The following is a 15,952-nucleotide window of genomic DNA, read 5'->3' on the forward strand; positions in this document are numbered from 1 at the left end:
CGGGTGCTGGCCGACGGTGGGAGGGAACCAATCCTCTGGTGGGTCGGCGCCGAACTGAACGTGTACGCACGATCCGCCGTCGGTCCTGACGGGGGAAGCACCCTTGAGGAGCTACGACCTGATGATGACCACGACTCGCAAGCGCACGTTCTCGGTCCTGGCTCTGGCCGGGGCGATGGGTCTTGGCCTCTCGGCCTGTGGCGGTTCCGACGACACCGCCGGTTCGACCACGAGTTCCAGCACCACCTCCAGCAGTTCTTCGTCGATGGCGTCCCCGAGCGAGTCGATGACCTCGAGCGCCGCGATGGCCGGTTCGACCGACCCGATCGGACCCGGCTGCGCCGACTACGCCGCCCAGGTTCCCAGCGGTGCCGGTTCCGTCGGCGGCATGGCCGCTGCCAACGTGACGACCGCCGCGTCGAACAACCCGCTGCTGACCCAGCTCGTCGCCGCCGTCTCCGGCAAGCTGAACCCCGACGTGAACCTGGTCGACACCCTGAACAGCGGTGAGTTCACCGTGTTCGCCCCGATCGACTCCGCGTTCGCGAAGCTGCCCGCCGACACCGTGGCCACCCTGAAGACGCCCGAGGGTGCGAAGACGCTGACCAGCGTTCTGACCTACCACGTGGTGGCCGGGAAGATGGACCCGCAGCAGCTGCTCGACGCCGGCACGGTTCCGACCGTGCAGGGTGGTTCGGTGAAGGTCGCCGGCACGCCGGACAAGCTGACCATCGACGGTTCCACGAACGTGATCTGCGGCAACGTGCAGACCTCGAACGCGACCGTGTACCTCGTCGACTCGGTGCTCATGCCCCCGATGTGATGACGAACTGAAGAGCGCCGGTGACCCCAGGGTCGCCGGCGCTCTTCTGCGTCCACCACTCCCGTCAGGATCCGTGGCGAACTGCACCAAACCCCCGGGCCTGCGGCGACGAATGCAGGGTGGAAGCGAGAACCCACCGCGACGCGGTGGGACACGAACCACAGAGGAGAGTTCCACTGATGATGACCACGACTCGCAAGCGCACGTTCTCGGTCCTGGCTCTGGCCGGGGCGCTGGGTCTTGGCCTCTCGGCCTGTGGCGGTTCCGACGACACCGCCGGTTCGACCACGAGTTCCAGCACCACCTCCAGCAGCAGCTCGGCGATGGCTTCCCCGAGCGAGTCGATGACCTCCAGCGCCGCGATGGCCGGTTCGACCGACCCGATCGGCCCCGGCTGCGCCGACTACGCCGCCCAGGTTCCCAGCGGTGCCGGTTCCGTCGGCGGCATGGCTGCCGCCAACGTGACGACCGCCGCGTCGAACAACCCGCTGCTGACCCAGCTCGTCGCCGCCGTCTCCGGCAAGCTGAACCCCGACGTGAACCTGGTCGACACCCTGAACAGCGGTGAGTTCACCGTCTTCGCCCCGATCGACTCCGCGTTCGCGAAGCTGCCCGCCGACACCGTCGCGTCCCTGAAGACGCCCGAGGGTGCGAAGACGCTGACCAGCGTCCTGACCTACCACGTGGTGGCCGGGAAGATGGACCCGCAGCAGCTGCTCGACGCCGGAACGGTTCCGACCGTGCAGGGTGGTTCCGTGAAGGTCGCCGGCACGCCGGACAAGCTGACCATCGACGGTTCCACGAACGTGATCTGCGGCAACGTGCAGACCTCGAACGCGACCGTCTACCTCGTCGACTCGGTGCTCATGCCCCCGATGTGATGGTGAACTGAAGAGCGCCGGTGACCTCACGGTCACCGGCGCTCTCCTGCGTTCGGGGGCGATCAGACGCGGACGAGCATCTTCCCGGTGTTGGCGCCACGCATCATCGACAGGAACGCCTCGACGGAGTTCTCGATCCCGTCGACGACGGTCTCGTCGTAGGCGATCTTCCCCTCGGCGAACCAGCCGGCCATGCGGGTGCCGAACTCCCCGGCGAGGTCCTGGTGCTCACCCACGATGAACCCGCGCAGGGTCAGCTTGCGGGTGACGAGGTTCGAGAGGTTGTCCGGACCGGCGGCGGGTCCGGTGGCGTTGTAGCGCGAGATCGACCCGCACAACGCGGCCCGGCCGTGGTCGTTGAACGCGTCGAGCGCGGCCTCGAGGTGGTCGCCGCCGACGTTGTCGAAGAACACGTCGATGCCGTCGGGGGCGGCGTCGGCGAGGAGTTCGCGGATCGCGCCCTCCTTGTAGTTCACGGCCCGGTCGTAGCCGTACTTCTCCTGCAGCAGGGCGACCTTCTCGGCCGTGCCCGCCGAACCGATGACGGTCTTCGCGCCGAGCAGGCGGGCGATCTGGCCGACGGCCGTCCCGACGGCGCCGGCGGCACCGGAGACGAAGACGGTGTCCCCCTCGCGCAGACCGGCGACCGCGGTGAGGCCCGCGTACGCCGTCATGCCGATCATGCCGAAGACACCGAGGTGCAGGGAGTTCGGGGCGCCGGGGATCGCGTCGACCCTGCGGAAACCCGACGCGTCGCCCTGGGCGACGTCGCGCCAGCCGAACCCGTGGACGACCAGCGAACCGACGGGGAGGTCGTCGCTGGTGGACTCCTCGACGTGGCCGATGGCGCCGCCGGTCATCGTCTCGCCCAGGGCGTACGGCGGGACGTAGCTGCGGGCGTCGTTCATCCGGCCGCGCATGTAGGGGTCGACGGAGACGAACTCGTTGCGGACCCGCACCTGGCCGGGGCCGAGGTCGGGGAGCTCGATCGTGACCGTGCGGAAGTCGTCCGCGGTCGGCCACCCCTGGGGGCGGTTCACGAGCTGGACCTGGGTGCTGGACGTCACAGGAACTGACTCCTTCAGTCGGTGGTGAGGGATGCGATCAGCAGCAGACTGCCGATGAGCGCGGGGAGGATCTGGATCAGTGCGGGGCGGACCTTGGAGCGGTCGGAGGCGAGCAGGACGATCCCCGCTCCCACCATGGACAGCGTCCCCACGAGCACGAGGACGGCGCCGACGGTGTGCCGGCCGGTGGCGTGCACGACGATCCCCGCGACGATCTCGAGGGCGAGGAACAGGTTGTAGAAACCCTGGTTGAACGCCATCGGAGCCGTCGTGCGGGCCGTCTGCTCGTCGAGGCCGAAGATCGTCCGCGCCCGCGGTGTGGTCCAGAGCAGCGATTCCAGGACGAAGACGTACACGTGCACGAGAGCCGCGATGCCGGTCACGGTCAGGGCGGCGATCAGCACGAGGACTCCTCAAGTCTTTGGAACGGTCATTCCACTATAGACTGCTCCCGAGAGGGGGCGCCACGTGGGAAGAGTCCAGACGTTCGACACCGACGAGGTGGTGCGCGCGGTGCGCGCGTTGTTCTGGGACCGGGGGTTCGAGGACGTCTCGGTCCCGGAGATCGAGATCGCCACCGGACTGCGCCGTTCGAGCCTCTACCACGCGTTCGGCAGCAAGCGCGGGCTGTTCGACGCCGCGGTGCAGAGCTACCTCGACGAGGTCATCCGGCCGCGGTTGCGGCCGCTCGCCGGGCCCGGTGTGCAGCCCGGGGCACTGCTCGACTACCTCCACGGCCTGCGCGCGGTCTTCGCCGACGGACGCGTCCCGGCCCTGCAGAGCGGCTGCCTGCTGCTCAACGCCGCGACGGCCCCGATCGGACGTGAGCCCGAGATCGCCGACGTGGTGCTCGGCTACCGCCGGGAACTGCACGCGGCCATGGCGCGCGGGGTCGCCGCGCACGCGCCGTCGTCGTCGGCCGAGGACCAGGACCGGCTGGCGCGGGTCTGCGCCGCCCTCGTCGTCAGCGCCATGGTCCTCGCCCGGGTCGACACCGACGAGGCCGCGCGGACCATGGACGCCGCGGTCGGGCTGGTCCAGGACGCTCGTTCCCCTCAGGCTGGTTCCGCGTAGTCCGGTTCCACGTAGTCCGGCGGCGGGGTCCCCGGAACCCCCGCCGTCGCCCAGGGCATGCCCCCGTCGTTGAGCAACGCCACCACGTTCCCGTCCGCGTCGCGGCCGGCGTAGGTCGGGTACCCGCCGTCACCGATCCCGGTGCTGAACACGATCCCGTCCTCGACCCCGTCGCTCGAGCGGATCACGCACAACGGGCTCGGCCCGCCCTCGGGGAAGGCCGCGGCCGTGCAGGCCTCGAAGGCCGGCCCGAGGTCGCTCGGATCCTCGGACGGTTCCACCGCCGCGGCGGTCGGCGACCAGAACCCGCCGCTGCCGCCGTCGGTGACGAGCACCGATCCGGTGGGCAGGTGCAGGGTCATCACGTGCCGCACCAGGACCGGTCCGGACAGGCCCGGCAGATCGGGGGAGTAGGGCGGCAGTTCCACGTGGTCGAAGGCCTGCAGGTGCGTCGTCCCCGGCGCCGCCGGGGTCTCCTCGCAGGCCCGGAACCCCACGACCGTCCCGGCGGAGGGAGCCGGGGAGGACGAGGGGGCGGGCGCACCCGCCGGGGAACTCCCGCAGGCGGCGAGCAGGAGCACCAGGAGCGGGACGACACGACGCACCGGTGGATCACAGCACGTTCCTGCGGGACGACCCCCGAACCCTCCCCGAACCCTCCCCGCACGTCACCCGCACGGCCCACCCGGCACCGTTCGTCCGTGCGGGGGAGGATGACCCCGTGGACTCCGAGGTGGACGTGGACGGGTCGAGAGCCGCCGGGATCGTCGCGGGAACGGCCTGCGGGGACGCGCTGGGCGCGGGGTACGAGTTCGGTCCGCCCCTCGCGGACGGGACGCCCGTGGCGATGGTGGGTGGCGGGGTGTTCGACTGGGCCCCCGGGGAGTGGACCGACGACACCTCGATGGCGGTGCCGGTCCTGCAGGCCGTCGCGGCCGGTCGCCCCCTCACCGACGACGCGACCCTCGACGGGATCGTGGCCGCCTGGGTCGGGTGGGCGCGTGACGCCCAGGACGTGGGTGCGCAGACCCGGGCCGTCCTCGGGCGGCTGCGGGCCCCGTCCGGCACCGCCGACGGCCTCGCCGCCGACTGCCGCACCGCCGCCGCTGCGCTGCACGCGGAGACGGGACGCACGGCCGGGAACGGGTCGCTGATGCGGACCGCGCCGGTCGTCCTCGCCCACCTCGACGGCAGCAGTTCCCCCGAGGAGCTGGCCGTGAGCGCCCGGGCCGTGAGCGACCTGACCCACGCCGACCCGGAGGCCGGTGACGCCTGCGTCCTGTGGTGCGCGGCGGTGCGGCACGCGGTCCTGGCGGGGGAGTTCGACCTCCGCGGTGGTCTCGCCCTCCTGCCGGCGCGACGTCAGGACCTGTGGGCGGGGCGCATCGACGTCGCCGAGGTCTCCCGACCTCGTGACTTCCCGCAGAACGGCTGGGTGGTCCAGGCGCTGCAGGCGGCGTGGTCGGCGATCGTGACGACCCCCGTCCCGACGGCCGACCCCGCGTCGCACTTCCGCCTCGCTCTCGAGGACGCGGTGCGCGGCGGGAACGACACCGACACCGTGGCCGCGATCGCCGGCGGGCTGCTCGGGGCCCGCTGGGGTGCCGGGGCCGTTCCCCCCGCCTGGCGCGAACTCCTCCACGGGTGGCCCGGTTCCCGCCTCGCCGACCTGGAACGGCTGACTCAGCAGGCGACGCTGCGCCCGCTCCGCGCGGACTCCTGAGCCACCGGCACGATCCGGGTCGTCCGCATCCCGACCCCGATGCCCGGTTGCGGCTGGACGCCCGAACGCACGGCGTCGGGGTCGTGGACCACCTGGTCGAGCACGATGCCGCCGGAGAGTTCCAGGTCGGCGAACCAGGCAGCTCCTCCCTCTGATCCCCCGTCGTCCCGTGCGGTCGCCGACGTCCCACCGCGATCTCGCTGGGAGTCCCTGCACGATCGCCGTCGAGGGTGAGCGGGCGGGCCGGGTGGGGGGTGGTGGGCTAGGGTCGCCGGGTGGACATCGGTCCGACCGTGCTGGCGGTCGACGTGGGCGGAACCGGCCTGAAGGGTTCGGTCGTGGACCTCCACGGATCGACGGTCTCCTTGCGGCACAGCCCCACCGTCTCGCCGGGGCGGGCCCCCGAGGACAACCTGCGCGCGCTGCTCGGGGTGCTGGCCGAGGACGCCCGGGCCGCCGGGGCGGAACCCGTGGCCGTCGGGGTCGTGACCCCCGGGACGGTCGACGAGTCGAGCGGCACGATCGTCTACGCCTCGAACCTCGGCTGGAACTCCTACCCGCTGCGGGCGACGCTGGAGGAGTTCACCGGGTTGCCCGTCGCCGTCGGGCACGACGCGCGGACGGCGGGGCGGGCGGAGCACCTCGCCTCCGGCGCGAGCGGGAGTTTCGCGTTCGTGCCCATCGGGACCGGGATCGCCGCGGCGCTCGTCGTCGGCGGCCGCGTCGTCGAGGGCTCCTCGGGTTCGGCCGGGGAGTTCGGCCACGTCGTCGTCCACGCCGGCGGGGAACTCTGCCCGTGCGGTCAGCGGGGCTGCCTCGAGGCCTACGCGGCCGGGGCGGCCGTCGTCCGGCGCTACCTGGCCCGCGGCGGGCGGGACGCGGTGAGCACCGCCGACGTCGTGGGGTTGCTGGGGCGCGACGCCGACGCGGACGCCGTGTGGCGCGACGCCGTCGAGGCCCTGGCGCTGGCCCTGCACGGGCTGACGATGCTCTTCGACCCCGCCGAGGTGGTGCTGGGTGGTGGGGTCTCCGGGGCCGGCCCGGCGCTGCTGGAGCCGCTGGCCGCGGCGCTGGCGGAACTCTTCGTCTGGCGCGCGCCGCCGCCGCTCGCGACGGCCCGGTGGGGGACCGACGCCGGGAGGGTCGGCGCCGCCCTGATCGGCTTCGAGCGGGCCGGTCTCCTGCCGCGCTTCCCCGCTCCCTGAGGTTCCCGCGCCCGGCTCGCGGCGGCAGGTTCCGCAGGTCTGGCAGGCTGCTCCTGTGCGCCTGCTCGTGATCACCGACGGAGTTCCGCCCGAGCACCGTGGCGGGGTGGCGTCCTCGGTCCTGGTCGAGGTCGACGAACTGGCCCGCCGCGGCCACGAGGTCACGCTCCTCGTCCGCCGGCACGACCCGGCCCAGCCCCTCGTCGAGGACCGGGGGCACTACCGGCTGCTGCGCCACCCGGCCCCCGCGCGGGGGAGCCGCGGCTACTACGCGCACCCGCTGACGACGACGCTGCAGGTCCCGGGGTGGTTGCGGTCGCTCGACGCCCGCGAGGGTTTCGACGCGGTCTACGTCCATTCGACGTTCCACGCCGCGGCCGCCGTCCGTGCGGGACTCGGCGAGCGCACCGTGCTCCGCTTCCACGCGCCGTCCTCGCTCGAGGTCCGACTCGACGCGGCCGGCGGGAAGTACCCCTTCGCCCGGGTCGCGTCCGGAGCGGTCGCCGACCTCACGCGCCGGGCCGAACGCGTCGCGATCGAGGGTTCCGCCCGGACGCTGGCGACGAGCTGGTACGTGCGGCGGTTGTTGCAGCAGGTGCACCCGGGGGTCCGGGCCCGCGTCGACGTCGTCCCGCTCGCCGTCGACCTGCCCCGGTTCGCGCCGGGTTCCGCGGCCGCGGCGAGGGCCCGTTTCGGGTTGACGGGTTCACCGGTGCTGCTGACCGTGCGTCGCCTCGTCCGGCGGATGGGGCTGGAGAACCTGCTGGCCGCCGTGCCGGCGTTGCGGGCCGAACACCCCGGGGTGCAGCTCGTCGTCGGCGGAACCGGGTACCTCGCCGAGGAACTCCGTCGCCGGGCCCGCGAACTCGGGATCGCCGACCACGTGGTGTTCCCCGGTTTCGTGGCCGACGCGGACCTGCCCGAGCTGTACCGGGCCGCGGACCTCTTCGTGCTGCCCACCCTGGAGATGGAGGGTTTCGGCATCGTCACCGTCGAGGCCTTCGCCAGCGGGGTCCCCGTCGTGGCGACCCCCGTCGGGGCGAACCCGGAGGTCGCGGGTTCGCTGGACCCCCGCACGATCGCCGCGTCCACCGGACCCGTGGACCTCGCCGCGGCGGTGCTGCGGGGTCTGGAACTCCGGGCGGAACTCGCCCCGCGGGCGCGGGCGCACGTCGAACGGAACTACTCGCCCGCTGCCGTCGGGGAACTCGTGGAGGCGGCGCTCGAGAGCGTCGCGCGCTCCGCAGGAACCGGGCCGGCCCGGCGGGGTCGCCGGAGGTGATCCGGTCGAGGGCGACCGGTGGGCAGCGGCCGGTGGACCAGGAGCTGCTGGACCGTTCGACCGTGGAACGCCTGTGCGCCGCCGCCCTGGGGCGAGCGGTGCACGTGGGGAACGTGGAGCGCCTCCGTGGTGGCACCAAGAAGGGCGTCTTCCGGGTCACCACGACCACCGGGACCTCGGTCGTGCTCTACGTCTGGCACGAGGACGAGGACTGGTGGAGCACCTCGACGGACCCGGCGGCCGACGTCGAGCCGTTCACCCCGGCGAACGGGGTGACCCTGTTGACCAGCGCCTACGAGCACCTGACCGCCATCGACGTGCGTGTTCCTGCAGTGCTGCACGCCGAGCACCGCGGCACGGACCTGCCCGCGGACTGCGCCGTCGTCGAGGACGTCACCGGTCACTCCCTGGAGAAGGTGCTCGACAACGATTCAGCCTCGGCGACTCCGGTCCTGGGCGAACTCAGAGGCTTCCTGCTGCGCATGGCCGCCACCACGAGCAGCCACTACGGCAAGGTCGCCGACGGGCGCGGTGGAGAGCCGGTGGCTGGTGCTGGGACCGTCCCGTTCCACGAGGTGGTGCTGCAGCGGGCACTGCGCCACCTGGTGGCCGCCGCTGTCCGTGAGCCGCGCCTGGCCGCAGCAGCCGAGCGGGTCGAGGACTCGCTGCACCGACGCGCCGCGGCCGTCGGGCCCCGTGAGGGGTCCACCCACAGCCTCGTCCACGGCGAGCTCGGCCCGGACCACGTCCTCGTCGACGCCACGGGCCGGCCGGTGCTCATCGACCTGGAGGGCTTGATGTGGGCCGACGTGGAGTGGGAGCACGCGTTCCTGGAGATGCGGTTCCACGAGCACTACGAGGCGTTGCGCATCCCGGACCTGGACGGGGAACGGCTGCAGCTGTACCGGTTGGCGCTGCACCTGTCGCTGGTCGAGGGTCCGCTGCGACTCATCGACACCGGGTTCCCCGACGTGGAGTTCATGGCCGGGATCGCCGAGCACAACCTCGGTCGGGTGCTCTCGACGACAGCGGGATGACCGTGCGCCGTCCGGGCTTCGAGTCGTCGTCGTCTCCGGGTCCCTGATGGTGCTCTCGTCGATCGCCGGTCTGACCTTCCTGCGGTCTGACCTGACAACCCGCACCCAGGTCCTCGAGGTCGTCGAGCTGGTGTGCGGTGGCCTGCTGGCCGGGGTGAGTGGCTGGCGTCTGCGAGCCGCCCGTACGCGGTGAGGCTCGGTGATCCTCTGCACTTCGACGTCCGAGGTCGCCGGCCACCAGCGCGCAGGGCCGCACAGTGCTGAGCGGCCGGGATCTGTACGCATCGGACCCTGGTGGGCGGCGCCACGTCGCTCTTCCGGTACTCGATCGTCCGGTGGGTGAGGCAAGGTTGCCGTCATGACCGACGCAGGACTGCTCAAGGACGCCGAAACCGAACTCAAGAAGGCGAAGAACAGCTCGACGCACGCTGACCCGGAGAAGCTCTCGAGCCTGGCCGTCCAGGTCGAGTCCCTCGACCCCGAGCTCGCCGGCCGGCTCCGGGTCTCCGCCCAGCAGGTCAGGGCCCTCCACGCGAAGCACCAACGCGAGCAGAGCCGGGTGCTCAAGCCGAAGTTCCGGGCCGGGGGGCTCGACCGCTTCTGACGTCGTCGTGCGAAGGGTCCGCCTCGCGTGGGAGGCGAACCCTTCGCACGTCGTGCTCTCGTCGGTGGCGGGTGCAGATCACGACGTCTTCCCGACCGCTCTGGCGGCGCGACCGTCCGGCGCAACGGGGTCGGGGAGGTCCGGTCAGCTGCAGTCGTGCGGGGCGTCGGCCGCCAGGTCCTGCAGGGTCGCCAGGTTCGCGGCGTCGGTCGCGCTGGAACCGGCCGTCGTGGCGTCCGGGACGGCGATCCCGGTGCGGACGAGTTCCGCGTTGACGTCGATCCCGTCGTCGGTGCGGTACCAGCCCGCGCCCGCGACGTCGACGCGCTGGCCCATCGGCAGGTACGACATCAGGTCGCGCACGTAGGCGTCGCGGCACCCCTCGGCGGGCAGGACCCCCGCCAGCGGGGTCGGGTGCGAGCCGTCGGCGCCGGCCACCACGGGCACCGGGCCGGCCGCCCAGGCGACGACGACCTCGGCCGCCGCGGTGCGGGTCGTCGCGGTCGGCGTCGGGGTGGGGAGCGACGTCGAAGCGGTCGCGGTACCCGTTCCGCGGACCCCCTCCTGGAAGGCCCGCTGGACGACGACGGGGTTGGGGTCGGTGTCGGGACGTTCGTGCTCCCAGACGCCCAGCGCGGTCAGGGGCAGCAGGACGGCGAGCGCGCCGACGACGAGCTTGCGCCGGGAGACGGGGGCGGAGGCGTCGGCCGCCCCGGGGGAGAGGAAGTCGTGCGGTTCGTCCTCGACCGTGTGCTCCGGCTGCCACGGGGTGTCCCAGCGCGCGAGCTCGCCACGCTCCCCGAGGTCGACGCGCAGCGCGCTGCCCCGGGCGGAGTAGCGGACGTCGAGCGAGACGACGTGCCAGGGCGGGCCGGGCGCGCGGTGCACCGCGACGACGACGGCCCGACCGCCGTGGTGGGCGGGGTTCGTCGTGCCCCGCACCTTCACGAAGTCCCCGGGGCGCAGCTCCTCGGACTCGGGTGCACGCACGTCCCCTCCATCGGCCGCGGGGTGGCCCTCATGAGCGCGGGCCCCGGGCGTGGACGTCCGCGACCACCTGCAGCCACCACTCCCGCCGCCGGACGACGGCCGTCCAGGTGAAGCGCAGGACGACGAAGCCCTGGCGGGTGAGTTCGGCGTCACGGCGGCGGTCCTCGGCGAACTGCACGGGGTCGTCGTGGGTGCGGCGGCCGTCGAGTTCGACCACCAGCCAGCCGTCGACGAGGAAGTCGACCCGTCCTGCGGGGTCGAGCACCACCTGGGTCTGCAGGGAGTACCCGGCCTCCAGCAGGTCGTAGCGCCCGATCGACTCCAGCGGGGAGCCGGACTTCTCGTCCGCCATGGCCAGCAGCTTCCGGCGGTCGTCGTTGCGGTTCATCCCCTTCGCGGCGAGGTTCAGGTCCTCCCAGGAGACGCGGCCCGCGGCGAGGGCGGCGTCGAGGGGGACCAGGGCGGTGCGACGCGGCAGGCAGCGCAGGCAGTCGAGGACGGTGGTGAGGACATCGGTGCAGCCGTCGAGGTCGGTGACGTCGCGGCGGTGCACCAGGGCTGCGCGCCAGACCGTCGTCGAGCCGCGGCCGGCGGTCACGTGCGGAACCGGCGGCGCATCGACCACGGCGAGGCCGAGTGCCGTCGCGGCGGTGTGGCAGGAGCGGACGCCCCGGACGGCAGCGGCAGCGAGCACGTCGGCCGGGCACCCCGGGAGGGCGTAGAGCCCGGGCAGCGGACGGCGCAGCACCCCTCGGCGGACCGCGGTGCGGAGTCGATCCGCGGTGGTCAGGTGGCGCAGCCGGTCCCAGCGCGCAGCACCCCCGCAGCGGCCCACCGCCGCGTCCGCATCCACCGCTCAAGGGTGGACGATCCGGGGCTCGACGGCGGGGGCCCTGTGGACAAGTCGTTGGCCCGCAGCGGTTCTGCAGCCATCGGCCGACACGCCGTCGGAGCGGGGGTCCCGCGCGGCGTGTCGGCCGATGACTGCAGAACCACCGTGGGGTCAGTCGTTACGGGCGTTGTAGACGGTCGCGCCGGTGGCGCTGACGTGGGCGGCGTAGTCGCGGTAGACGGCCAGCGCCTCCTCGCGGAGCACGTCGGAGACGACGGCGATGCCGCGGGCCTCGAACTGCTCGGCCCAGTCGTCGCGGACGGGGCCCTCGTCGAAACCGCTGATCTCCTCCAGCTCCGGGCCGGAACCGGCGACGACGAGGGTGCGGACCCCGGACCAGAGGGTCGCTCCGTAGCACTGGGCGCAGGGACGCCAGTTCACGACGAGCTCGCGACGGGCACCGTCGGCGCCGAGGTCCCACGACCCGGTGCGGGCCTGGGCCAGGCCGAGGGCGGTGACCTCGGCGTGCCCGGAGGAGATCCCGGTGGAGAGGACGACGTTGACGCCCACGGAGACGATCTCCCCGGTGGTGGAGTCGGCCACCACGGCGGCGAAGGGGCCGCCGTTGCCCTCGCGGAAGTTGCGGGCGGCGAGGCGGTGCACGAGGGCCATCCGGTCCTCGCGGGTCGCCAGGGCGTCGGGGACGTCGGCGAGTTCGTCGTCGACCCAGGCGGGGAGGGCGATGGTGAAGGAGTGGCTGAGGGCCGAGGTGTCCATGGGGGGAGGATCCCAGTGCGGCTATCCGGGTGGTAGCCGGTCCCGCTGCTCCAGCGCCGCGGCGCGAGGGTCGATGAGGGGATCAGCGGTCACCGTCGGGGTGACCGGCCGCACCAGGGGAGACGCCTGCATGTCCACGATCGACGAAACCCCGGACACCGCCGTCCGCGGCGCGCAGACCGTCGCGCCCGTCCAGGCCTCCGCGCTGCTCTTCGCCGCGTCGATCCTCGGTGAGGCGAGCTACACCCCCGACCAGGAGCTCAAGGGCACGCTGAGCAGCCCCGCCCGCGTGCACGAGGAGGAGGTCGTCGAGGCCCCCGTCCCGGCCGCGGCCCCCGAGCCCGTCGTCGCGGAGCCCGCCCCGGTCGTGGAGGCCCCCCGCAGCGCGGGCGTCGTCCCGCCGGTGCGCGTCGAGGCCCCCGCGGCACCGGTCGCCGCGCCCGTCGTCGAGCCGGTCAGGAAGGGCTTCTTCGCCCGCCTGATCGACAAGCTGCTCGGACGCTAGGCCAGCGCGGAGTCGGCGAGCGCGCTGCGCGGCACTCCGTCCGCGGGGAGCAGCACGGTGCGGTCGGCGCTGCGGGTGGCGAAGCGTCCGTGCAGGACGAGGCGGTCGCGGGTGGTGGGGCGCCCGGTGCGGTGCAGGCCGCGGGGGTCGAAGAAGACCACCGTGCCCGCGCCCCCGTGCAGCACGACGTGGGCGGCGTCGCCGAACTCCCGCAGCAGGTCGGGGTCCTCGAGGCGGTGCCCGCTGCGTTCGAGGTGACGGACCCGCCGGGCGCCGCGCCGGCGGTGGGAGGCCCGCACGTAGTGCAGCGGGCCGGTGCCCTCGTCCACGCCCGTCAGGTGCAGGGCGACCTCGAGCGAGGGGCCGGCGGCGGTCCGCGCCCAGTCGGTGGGCCGGACCGGTGCCGCGGCCAGGGTGAGCAGGCCGTTCATGTCCAGGACGCGCACGTCGCGACGGCAGTAGGCGCCGGCGACCCCGGCGACCTGGGAGTGGCGCAGGAAGCGCGTGTAGGGGTCCTCGGGGTCCACGGGCGGGTGGGCGCCGAGGAGTTCGACGGCGTGCGGGTCGTGCAGCGGTCCGGCCCAGCCGGTGGGTTCGCCACCGGCGACGAGGCGACGGCGGCGCACGATGTCGGCGGACTGGTCGGCGATGAGGTCGTCGGTGCGCGAGAGGACGTCCTCGAGCAGGGCGGCGCTGCCGAGGAGGGCCTCGACGCTGGTGCTGGCGACGCCGTCGCGCTCCAGGTCGGCCACGACCCGCCGCGCCTCCGGGGACAGGGTCCGCGGTTCTCCTCGCCTGCGCACGTGCCTCCCTCGTCGCTGCTCCTGCGGCACCGTAGTGCTGTCTCACCGTGGGACGCTAGTGACACTCCGTGAGGGATGCCGTCCCGCCACCGCGCGGACGACCGTTGCCCGGGGGAAGCTTCGGCCGTGGCGGAAGAAACCAAGGGGACCGTGCTGGTCGCCCTGCTCGCAAACGTCGGCGTCGGCATCGCGAAGGGCATCGGTGGGGCGGTCACCGGCTCCAGCGCGCTGCTCGCCGAGGCCGCCCACTCGATCGCGGACACGATGAACGAGGCGTTCCTGCTGCTCTCGCTCAGCCGGGCCGACCGACCCGCCGACCGGACCCACCCCTTCGGCTACGGCAAGGAACGGTTCTTCTGGTCCCTCATCGCCGCCGTCGGGATCTTCCTGTCCGGAGCGGTGTTCTCGGTCTACGAGGGGATCTCCTCGCTCACCGGCGAAGCCGAACCGATGTCGACGCAGCACTTCATCGTGATCTACGTGATCCTCGGCATCTCGATCGTGCTCGAGGGGGGTTCGCTGCTGAAGGCGCTGCGGCAGGTCTCGCGCGAGGCCTCGACCGCGCAGCGGCGGGTCCTGACCTACGTCGTCCGCTCACCGGACCCGACGGTGAAGACCGTCGCCAGCGAGGACAGCATCGCCGTCCTCGGCGTCCTGGTGGCGCTCGCGGGGACGATCCTGCACCAGGTCACCGGCTCGAACGTCTACGACGCGATCAGTTCGATCGTCATCGGTGCGCTGCTCGGGGTCGTGGCGTTCCTGCTGGGACGCGACACCAAGGAACTCCTCATCGGTGAGGCCGCCGACCCGGCGGTGCGCGTCGCGGTGGTCCGGGTCCTCGGCGCCGAAGCGGGGATCGTGCGGATCCAGGAGGTCCTCACGATGCAGCTCGGGCCGAGCGGTGTCCTGGTCGCCGCCCGCGTCCAGTTCGGTGAGGAACTCACCTCGCGCGCCATCGAGGAGCTCTGCACCCGCGCCGAGGAGGAGATGCGCCGGCGGGTTCCCACGATCACCCAGGTGTTCCTCGACCCCAGCCGGGTGACGGCGTCCGCGGACGCCGCGGCCCGGGAACGTCTCGCCGTCACCGAACGCGAGGCGGCGGACCTCCTCGACCCCGACGCCGCCGTCCAGCCCCTGCCGCAGGCCCGCACCCGGACGGGTCGCACCCTGCGGAAGTGAGTTCCCGCTCACCGGCACCCCCGGACACCGGGGCCGCAGGTGGTGGGAGGGTGGGGCGTCGAGCGTTCCAGGAGGTGGGGTCGTGGCGCGGGATCCGTCCGGGACGGTGATCACGCGTCCGTGGTGGCGTCGCCTCGTCGATCGCCTGCCCGGACGCTGGCTGGTCGGCGCCCCGGCCGTCGTCGCCGGTCGCGCGGTGCTGGCCGTCACCGGTCTGCTCGTGCTCCTGACCGTCCCGCTGCTCGTGCCGACGGCCGCGGACTGGACGGTCGTGCTGGCCGTCGCGGCCGCCGACGCGGCCCTGCTGGTGGCCAGCCTCGCGGTGCCGTGGGGGCGGCTCGGCCGTTACGGTCCCGTCCTCTTCCCCCTGGTGCAGATGCTGGGTCTGGCCGTCGTCGGCGTGAGCACCGAACGCGTCGACGGCGCCTACGTCCCGCTCTTCGTCCTCGACTTCGTCTTCGCCGGCCTCTTCCTGCCGCCGCGGAGCGCCTACTGGCTGCTGCCCGCCGCGCTCCCGCTCTACCTGCTCACCTCGGAGCAGCTCAGCGCCCAGGTCGCCGTGCGGACGGTGGTCATGGCCTGCGTGTGGGTCCTCGTGGCCGAACTGCTCGCCTCGATGAGCCGCCGCCAGCGGGCGGCCTCCGACCGGCTGGAACGCGACGCGCGGACCGATCCCCTCACCACCATCGGCAACCGGCGCGACCTCGAGGACCGGATGGCCCTGCTCGTCCCCGGGGACAGCGTCGTCGTCTGCGACCTCGACCACTTCAAGCAGCTCAACGACACCCGGGGTCACACGTTCGGCGACCAGGTGCTGCGGGAGTTCGGCGCGATGCTGACCACGGGGCTCCGGCGCGGTGACTACGCCGCCCGCTTCGGTGGCGAGGAGTTCGTCCTCCTGCTGCACGGCAGCGGGACCGACGTCGCGATCGACGTCGTCGAACGACTGCGCGGCTCCTGGCGCGAACTCGGCGGGGCCGCGACGTTCTCGGCGGGCTGCGCGACGCTGGACGCGGACACCGGCGCCCAGCAGGCCCTCGTCGCGGCCGACGCCGCCGTGTACGCGGCGAAGGCCGCCGGACGCGACTGCACCCGGAGCGCCGAGGCGGCGCAGGGCTGGGGGCCTAGGGTTGACGCGACCACCGCCGAGGCCCTGTTCGAGGAGTAGCC

The 15,952-nt window shown here is 73.2% G+C and carries 18 protein-coding genes; 11 read left to right on the forward strand and 7 right to left on the reverse strand.

Annotation, left to right across the window (positions count from 1 at the left end; translation table 11 throughout):
* The first annotated feature begins 124 nt into the window (after positions 1-124).
* Entirely contained in the window at positions 125-823 is a 699-nt protein-coding gene (locus tag ACFQ46_RS05160) for a fasciclin domain-containing protein (protein WP_380257832.1), read from the forward strand.
* Between the two features lie 182 nt (positions 824-1,005).
* Positions 1,006-1,704, forward strand: coding sequence for a fasciclin domain-containing protein (locus tag ACFQ46_RS05165; RefSeq protein WP_380258439.1), 699 nt, complete (start codon positions 1,006-1,008; stop codon positions 1,702-1,704).
* A 62-nt stretch (positions 1,705-1,766) separates the two neighbouring features.
* Here ACFQ46_RS05165 and ACFQ46_RS05170 read toward each other — a convergent pair whose 3' ends face one another.
* The gene (locus tag ACFQ46_RS05170) at positions 1,767-2,771 is read right to left on the reverse strand and encodes an NADP-dependent oxidoreductase (RefSeq protein WP_380257834.1); all 1,005 of its coding nucleotides are present in this window, start codon (positions 2,769-2,771) and stop codon (positions 1,767-1,769) included.
* Between the two features lie 14 nt (positions 2,772-2,785).
* Complete coding sequence (locus ACFQ46_RS05175) at positions 2,786-3,175, reverse strand: DUF1304 domain-containing protein (protein ID WP_380257836.1); 390 nt, start codon at positions 3,173-3,175, stop codon at positions 2,786-2,788.
* Between the two features lie 64 nt (positions 3,176-3,239).
* On the opposite strand from ACFQ46_RS05175, the gene ACFQ46_RS05180 reads away from it, so the two are divergent.
* Entirely contained in the window at positions 3,240-3,845 is a 606-nt protein-coding gene (locus tag ACFQ46_RS05180; RefSeq protein WP_380257838.1) for a TetR/AcrR family transcriptional regulator, read from the forward strand.
* On the opposite strand, the gene ACFQ46_RS05185 is transcribed toward ACFQ46_RS05180, so the two are convergent.
* Entirely contained in the window at positions 3,827-4,450 is a 624-nt protein-coding gene (locus tag ACFQ46_RS05185; RefSeq protein ID WP_380257840.1) for a DUF4241 domain-containing protein, read from the reverse strand. The two genes, ACFQ46_RS05180 and ACFQ46_RS05185, sit on opposite strands and share 19 nt — an antisense overlap.
* A 116-nt stretch (positions 4,451-4,566) precedes the next feature.
* Between ACFQ46_RS05185 and ACFQ46_RS05190 the strand changes: the two genes are divergently transcribed.
* From ACFQ46_RS05190 to ACFQ46_RS05210, 5 genes are all read left to right on the forward strand, one after another.
* On the forward strand, positions 4,567-5,568 hold the full coding sequence (locus ACFQ46_RS05190) for an ADP-ribosylglycohydrolase family protein (RefSeq protein WP_380257842.1): 1,002 nt from the start codon (positions 4,567-4,569) through the stop codon (positions 5,566-5,568).
* A 275-nt stretch (positions 5,569-5,843) separates the two neighbouring features.
* Positions 5,844-6,773, forward strand: coding sequence for an ROK family protein (locus ACFQ46_RS05195; protein ID WP_380257844.1), 930 nt, complete (start codon positions 5,844-5,846; stop codon positions 6,771-6,773).
* A 55-nt stretch (positions 6,774-6,828) separates the two neighbouring features.
* On the forward strand, positions 6,829-8,055 hold the full coding sequence (locus ACFQ46_RS05200; protein WP_380257846.1) for a glycosyltransferase family 4 protein: 1,227 nt from the start codon (positions 6,829-6,831) through the stop codon (positions 8,053-8,055).
* The gene (locus tag ACFQ46_RS05205; protein ID WP_380257848.1) at positions 8,052-9,092 is read left to right on the forward strand and encodes a phosphotransferase; all 1,041 of its coding nucleotides are present in this window, start codon (positions 8,052-8,054) and stop codon (positions 9,090-9,092) included. Before ACFQ46_RS05200 ends, ACFQ46_RS05205 begins: the two co-directional genes overlap by 4 nt.
* A gap of 358 nt (positions 9,093-9,450) precedes the next feature.
* A complete protein-coding gene (locus ACFQ46_RS05210; protein ID WP_380257850.1) occupies positions 9,451-9,696 on the forward strand; it encodes a hypothetical protein in 246 nt (81 codons plus the stop codon).
* 144 nt (positions 9,697-9,840) lie between these two features.
* Here the strand turns inward: ACFQ46_RS05210 and ACFQ46_RS05215 are convergent, their stop codons facing one another.
* The 3 genes from ACFQ46_RS05215 to ACFQ46_RS05225 all read right to left on the reverse strand — a co-directional run bounded on the left by ACFQ46_RS05215 (position 9,841) and on the right by ACFQ46_RS05225 (position 12,295).
* Positions 9,841-10,686, reverse strand: coding sequence for a hypothetical protein (locus tag ACFQ46_RS05215; RefSeq protein WP_380257852.1), 846 nt, complete (start codon positions 10,684-10,686; stop codon positions 9,841-9,843).
* A gap of 28 nt (positions 10,687-10,714) precedes the next feature.
* Complete coding sequence (locus tag ACFQ46_RS05220) at positions 10,715-11,539, reverse strand: DUF559 domain-containing protein (RefSeq protein ID WP_380257854.1); 825 nt, start codon at positions 11,537-11,539, stop codon at positions 10,715-10,717.
* A 150-nt stretch (positions 11,540-11,689) separates the two neighbouring features.
* Positions 11,690-12,295 (reverse strand): nucleoside deaminase, encoded by a 606-nt coding sequence (locus ACFQ46_RS05225; protein WP_328294338.1) that lies wholly within the window; start codon positions 12,293-12,295, stop codon positions 11,690-11,692.
* Positions 12,296-12,425: 130 nt separating this feature from the next.
* On the opposite strand from ACFQ46_RS05225, the gene ACFQ46_RS05230 reads away from it, so the two are divergent.
* Complete coding sequence (locus tag ACFQ46_RS05230; RefSeq protein WP_380257857.1) at positions 12,426-12,800, forward strand: hypothetical protein; 375 nt, start codon at positions 12,426-12,428, stop codon at positions 12,798-12,800.
* Here ACFQ46_RS05230 and ACFQ46_RS05235 read toward each other — a convergent pair.
* Entirely contained in the window at positions 12,797-13,603 is an 807-nt protein-coding gene (locus ACFQ46_RS05235) for a phytanoyl-CoA dioxygenase family protein (protein WP_380257859.1), read from the reverse strand. The genes ACFQ46_RS05230 and ACFQ46_RS05235 overlap by 4 nt on opposite strands.
* A gap of 126 nt (positions 13,604-13,729) precedes the next feature.
* Between ACFQ46_RS05235 and ACFQ46_RS05240 the strand changes: the two genes are divergently transcribed.
* Together ACFQ46_RS05240 and ACFQ46_RS05245 are read left to right on the forward strand one after the other, a co-directional pair.
* Complete coding sequence (locus ACFQ46_RS05240) at positions 13,730-14,782, forward strand: cation diffusion facilitator family transporter (protein ID WP_380257861.1); 1,053 nt, start codon at positions 13,730-13,732, stop codon at positions 14,780-14,782.
* Between the two features lie 82 nt (positions 14,783-14,864).
* A complete protein-coding gene (locus tag ACFQ46_RS05245) occupies positions 14,865-15,950 on the forward strand; it encodes a GGDEF domain-containing protein (protein ID WP_380257863.1) in 1,086 nt (361 codons plus the stop codon).
* The last annotated feature ends 2 nt before the right edge of the window (positions 15,951-15,952 follow it).

It is taken from the genome of Kineococcus sp. GCM10028916, from assembly GCF_042674865.1.
Lineage (GTDB): Bacteria > Actinomycetota > Actinomycetes > Actinomycetales > Kineococcaceae > Kineococcus.

Bases quoted from the DNA above. Each gene is read 5' to 3' on its own strand.
- ACFQ46_RS05160 (WP_380257832.1), top strand. From the start codon at position 125: ATGACCACGACTCGCAAGCGCACGTTCTCGGTCCTGGCTCTGGCCGGG.
- ACFQ46_RS05165 (WP_380258439.1), top strand. From the start codon at position 1,006: ATGACCACGACTCGCAAGCGCACGTTCTCGGTCCTGGCTCTGGCCGGG.
- ACFQ46_RS05210 (WP_380257850.1), top strand. From the start codon at position 9,451: ATGACCGACGCAGGACTGCTCAAGGACGCCGAAACCGAACTCAAGAAG.
- ACFQ46_RS05225 (WP_328294338.1), bottom strand. From the start codon at position 12,295: ATGGACACCTCGGCCCTCAGCCACTCCTTCACCATCGCCCTCCCCGCC.
- ACFQ46_RS05230 (WP_380257857.1), top strand. From the start codon at position 12,426: ATGTCCACGATCGACGAAACCCCGGACACCGCCGTCCGCGGCGCGCAG.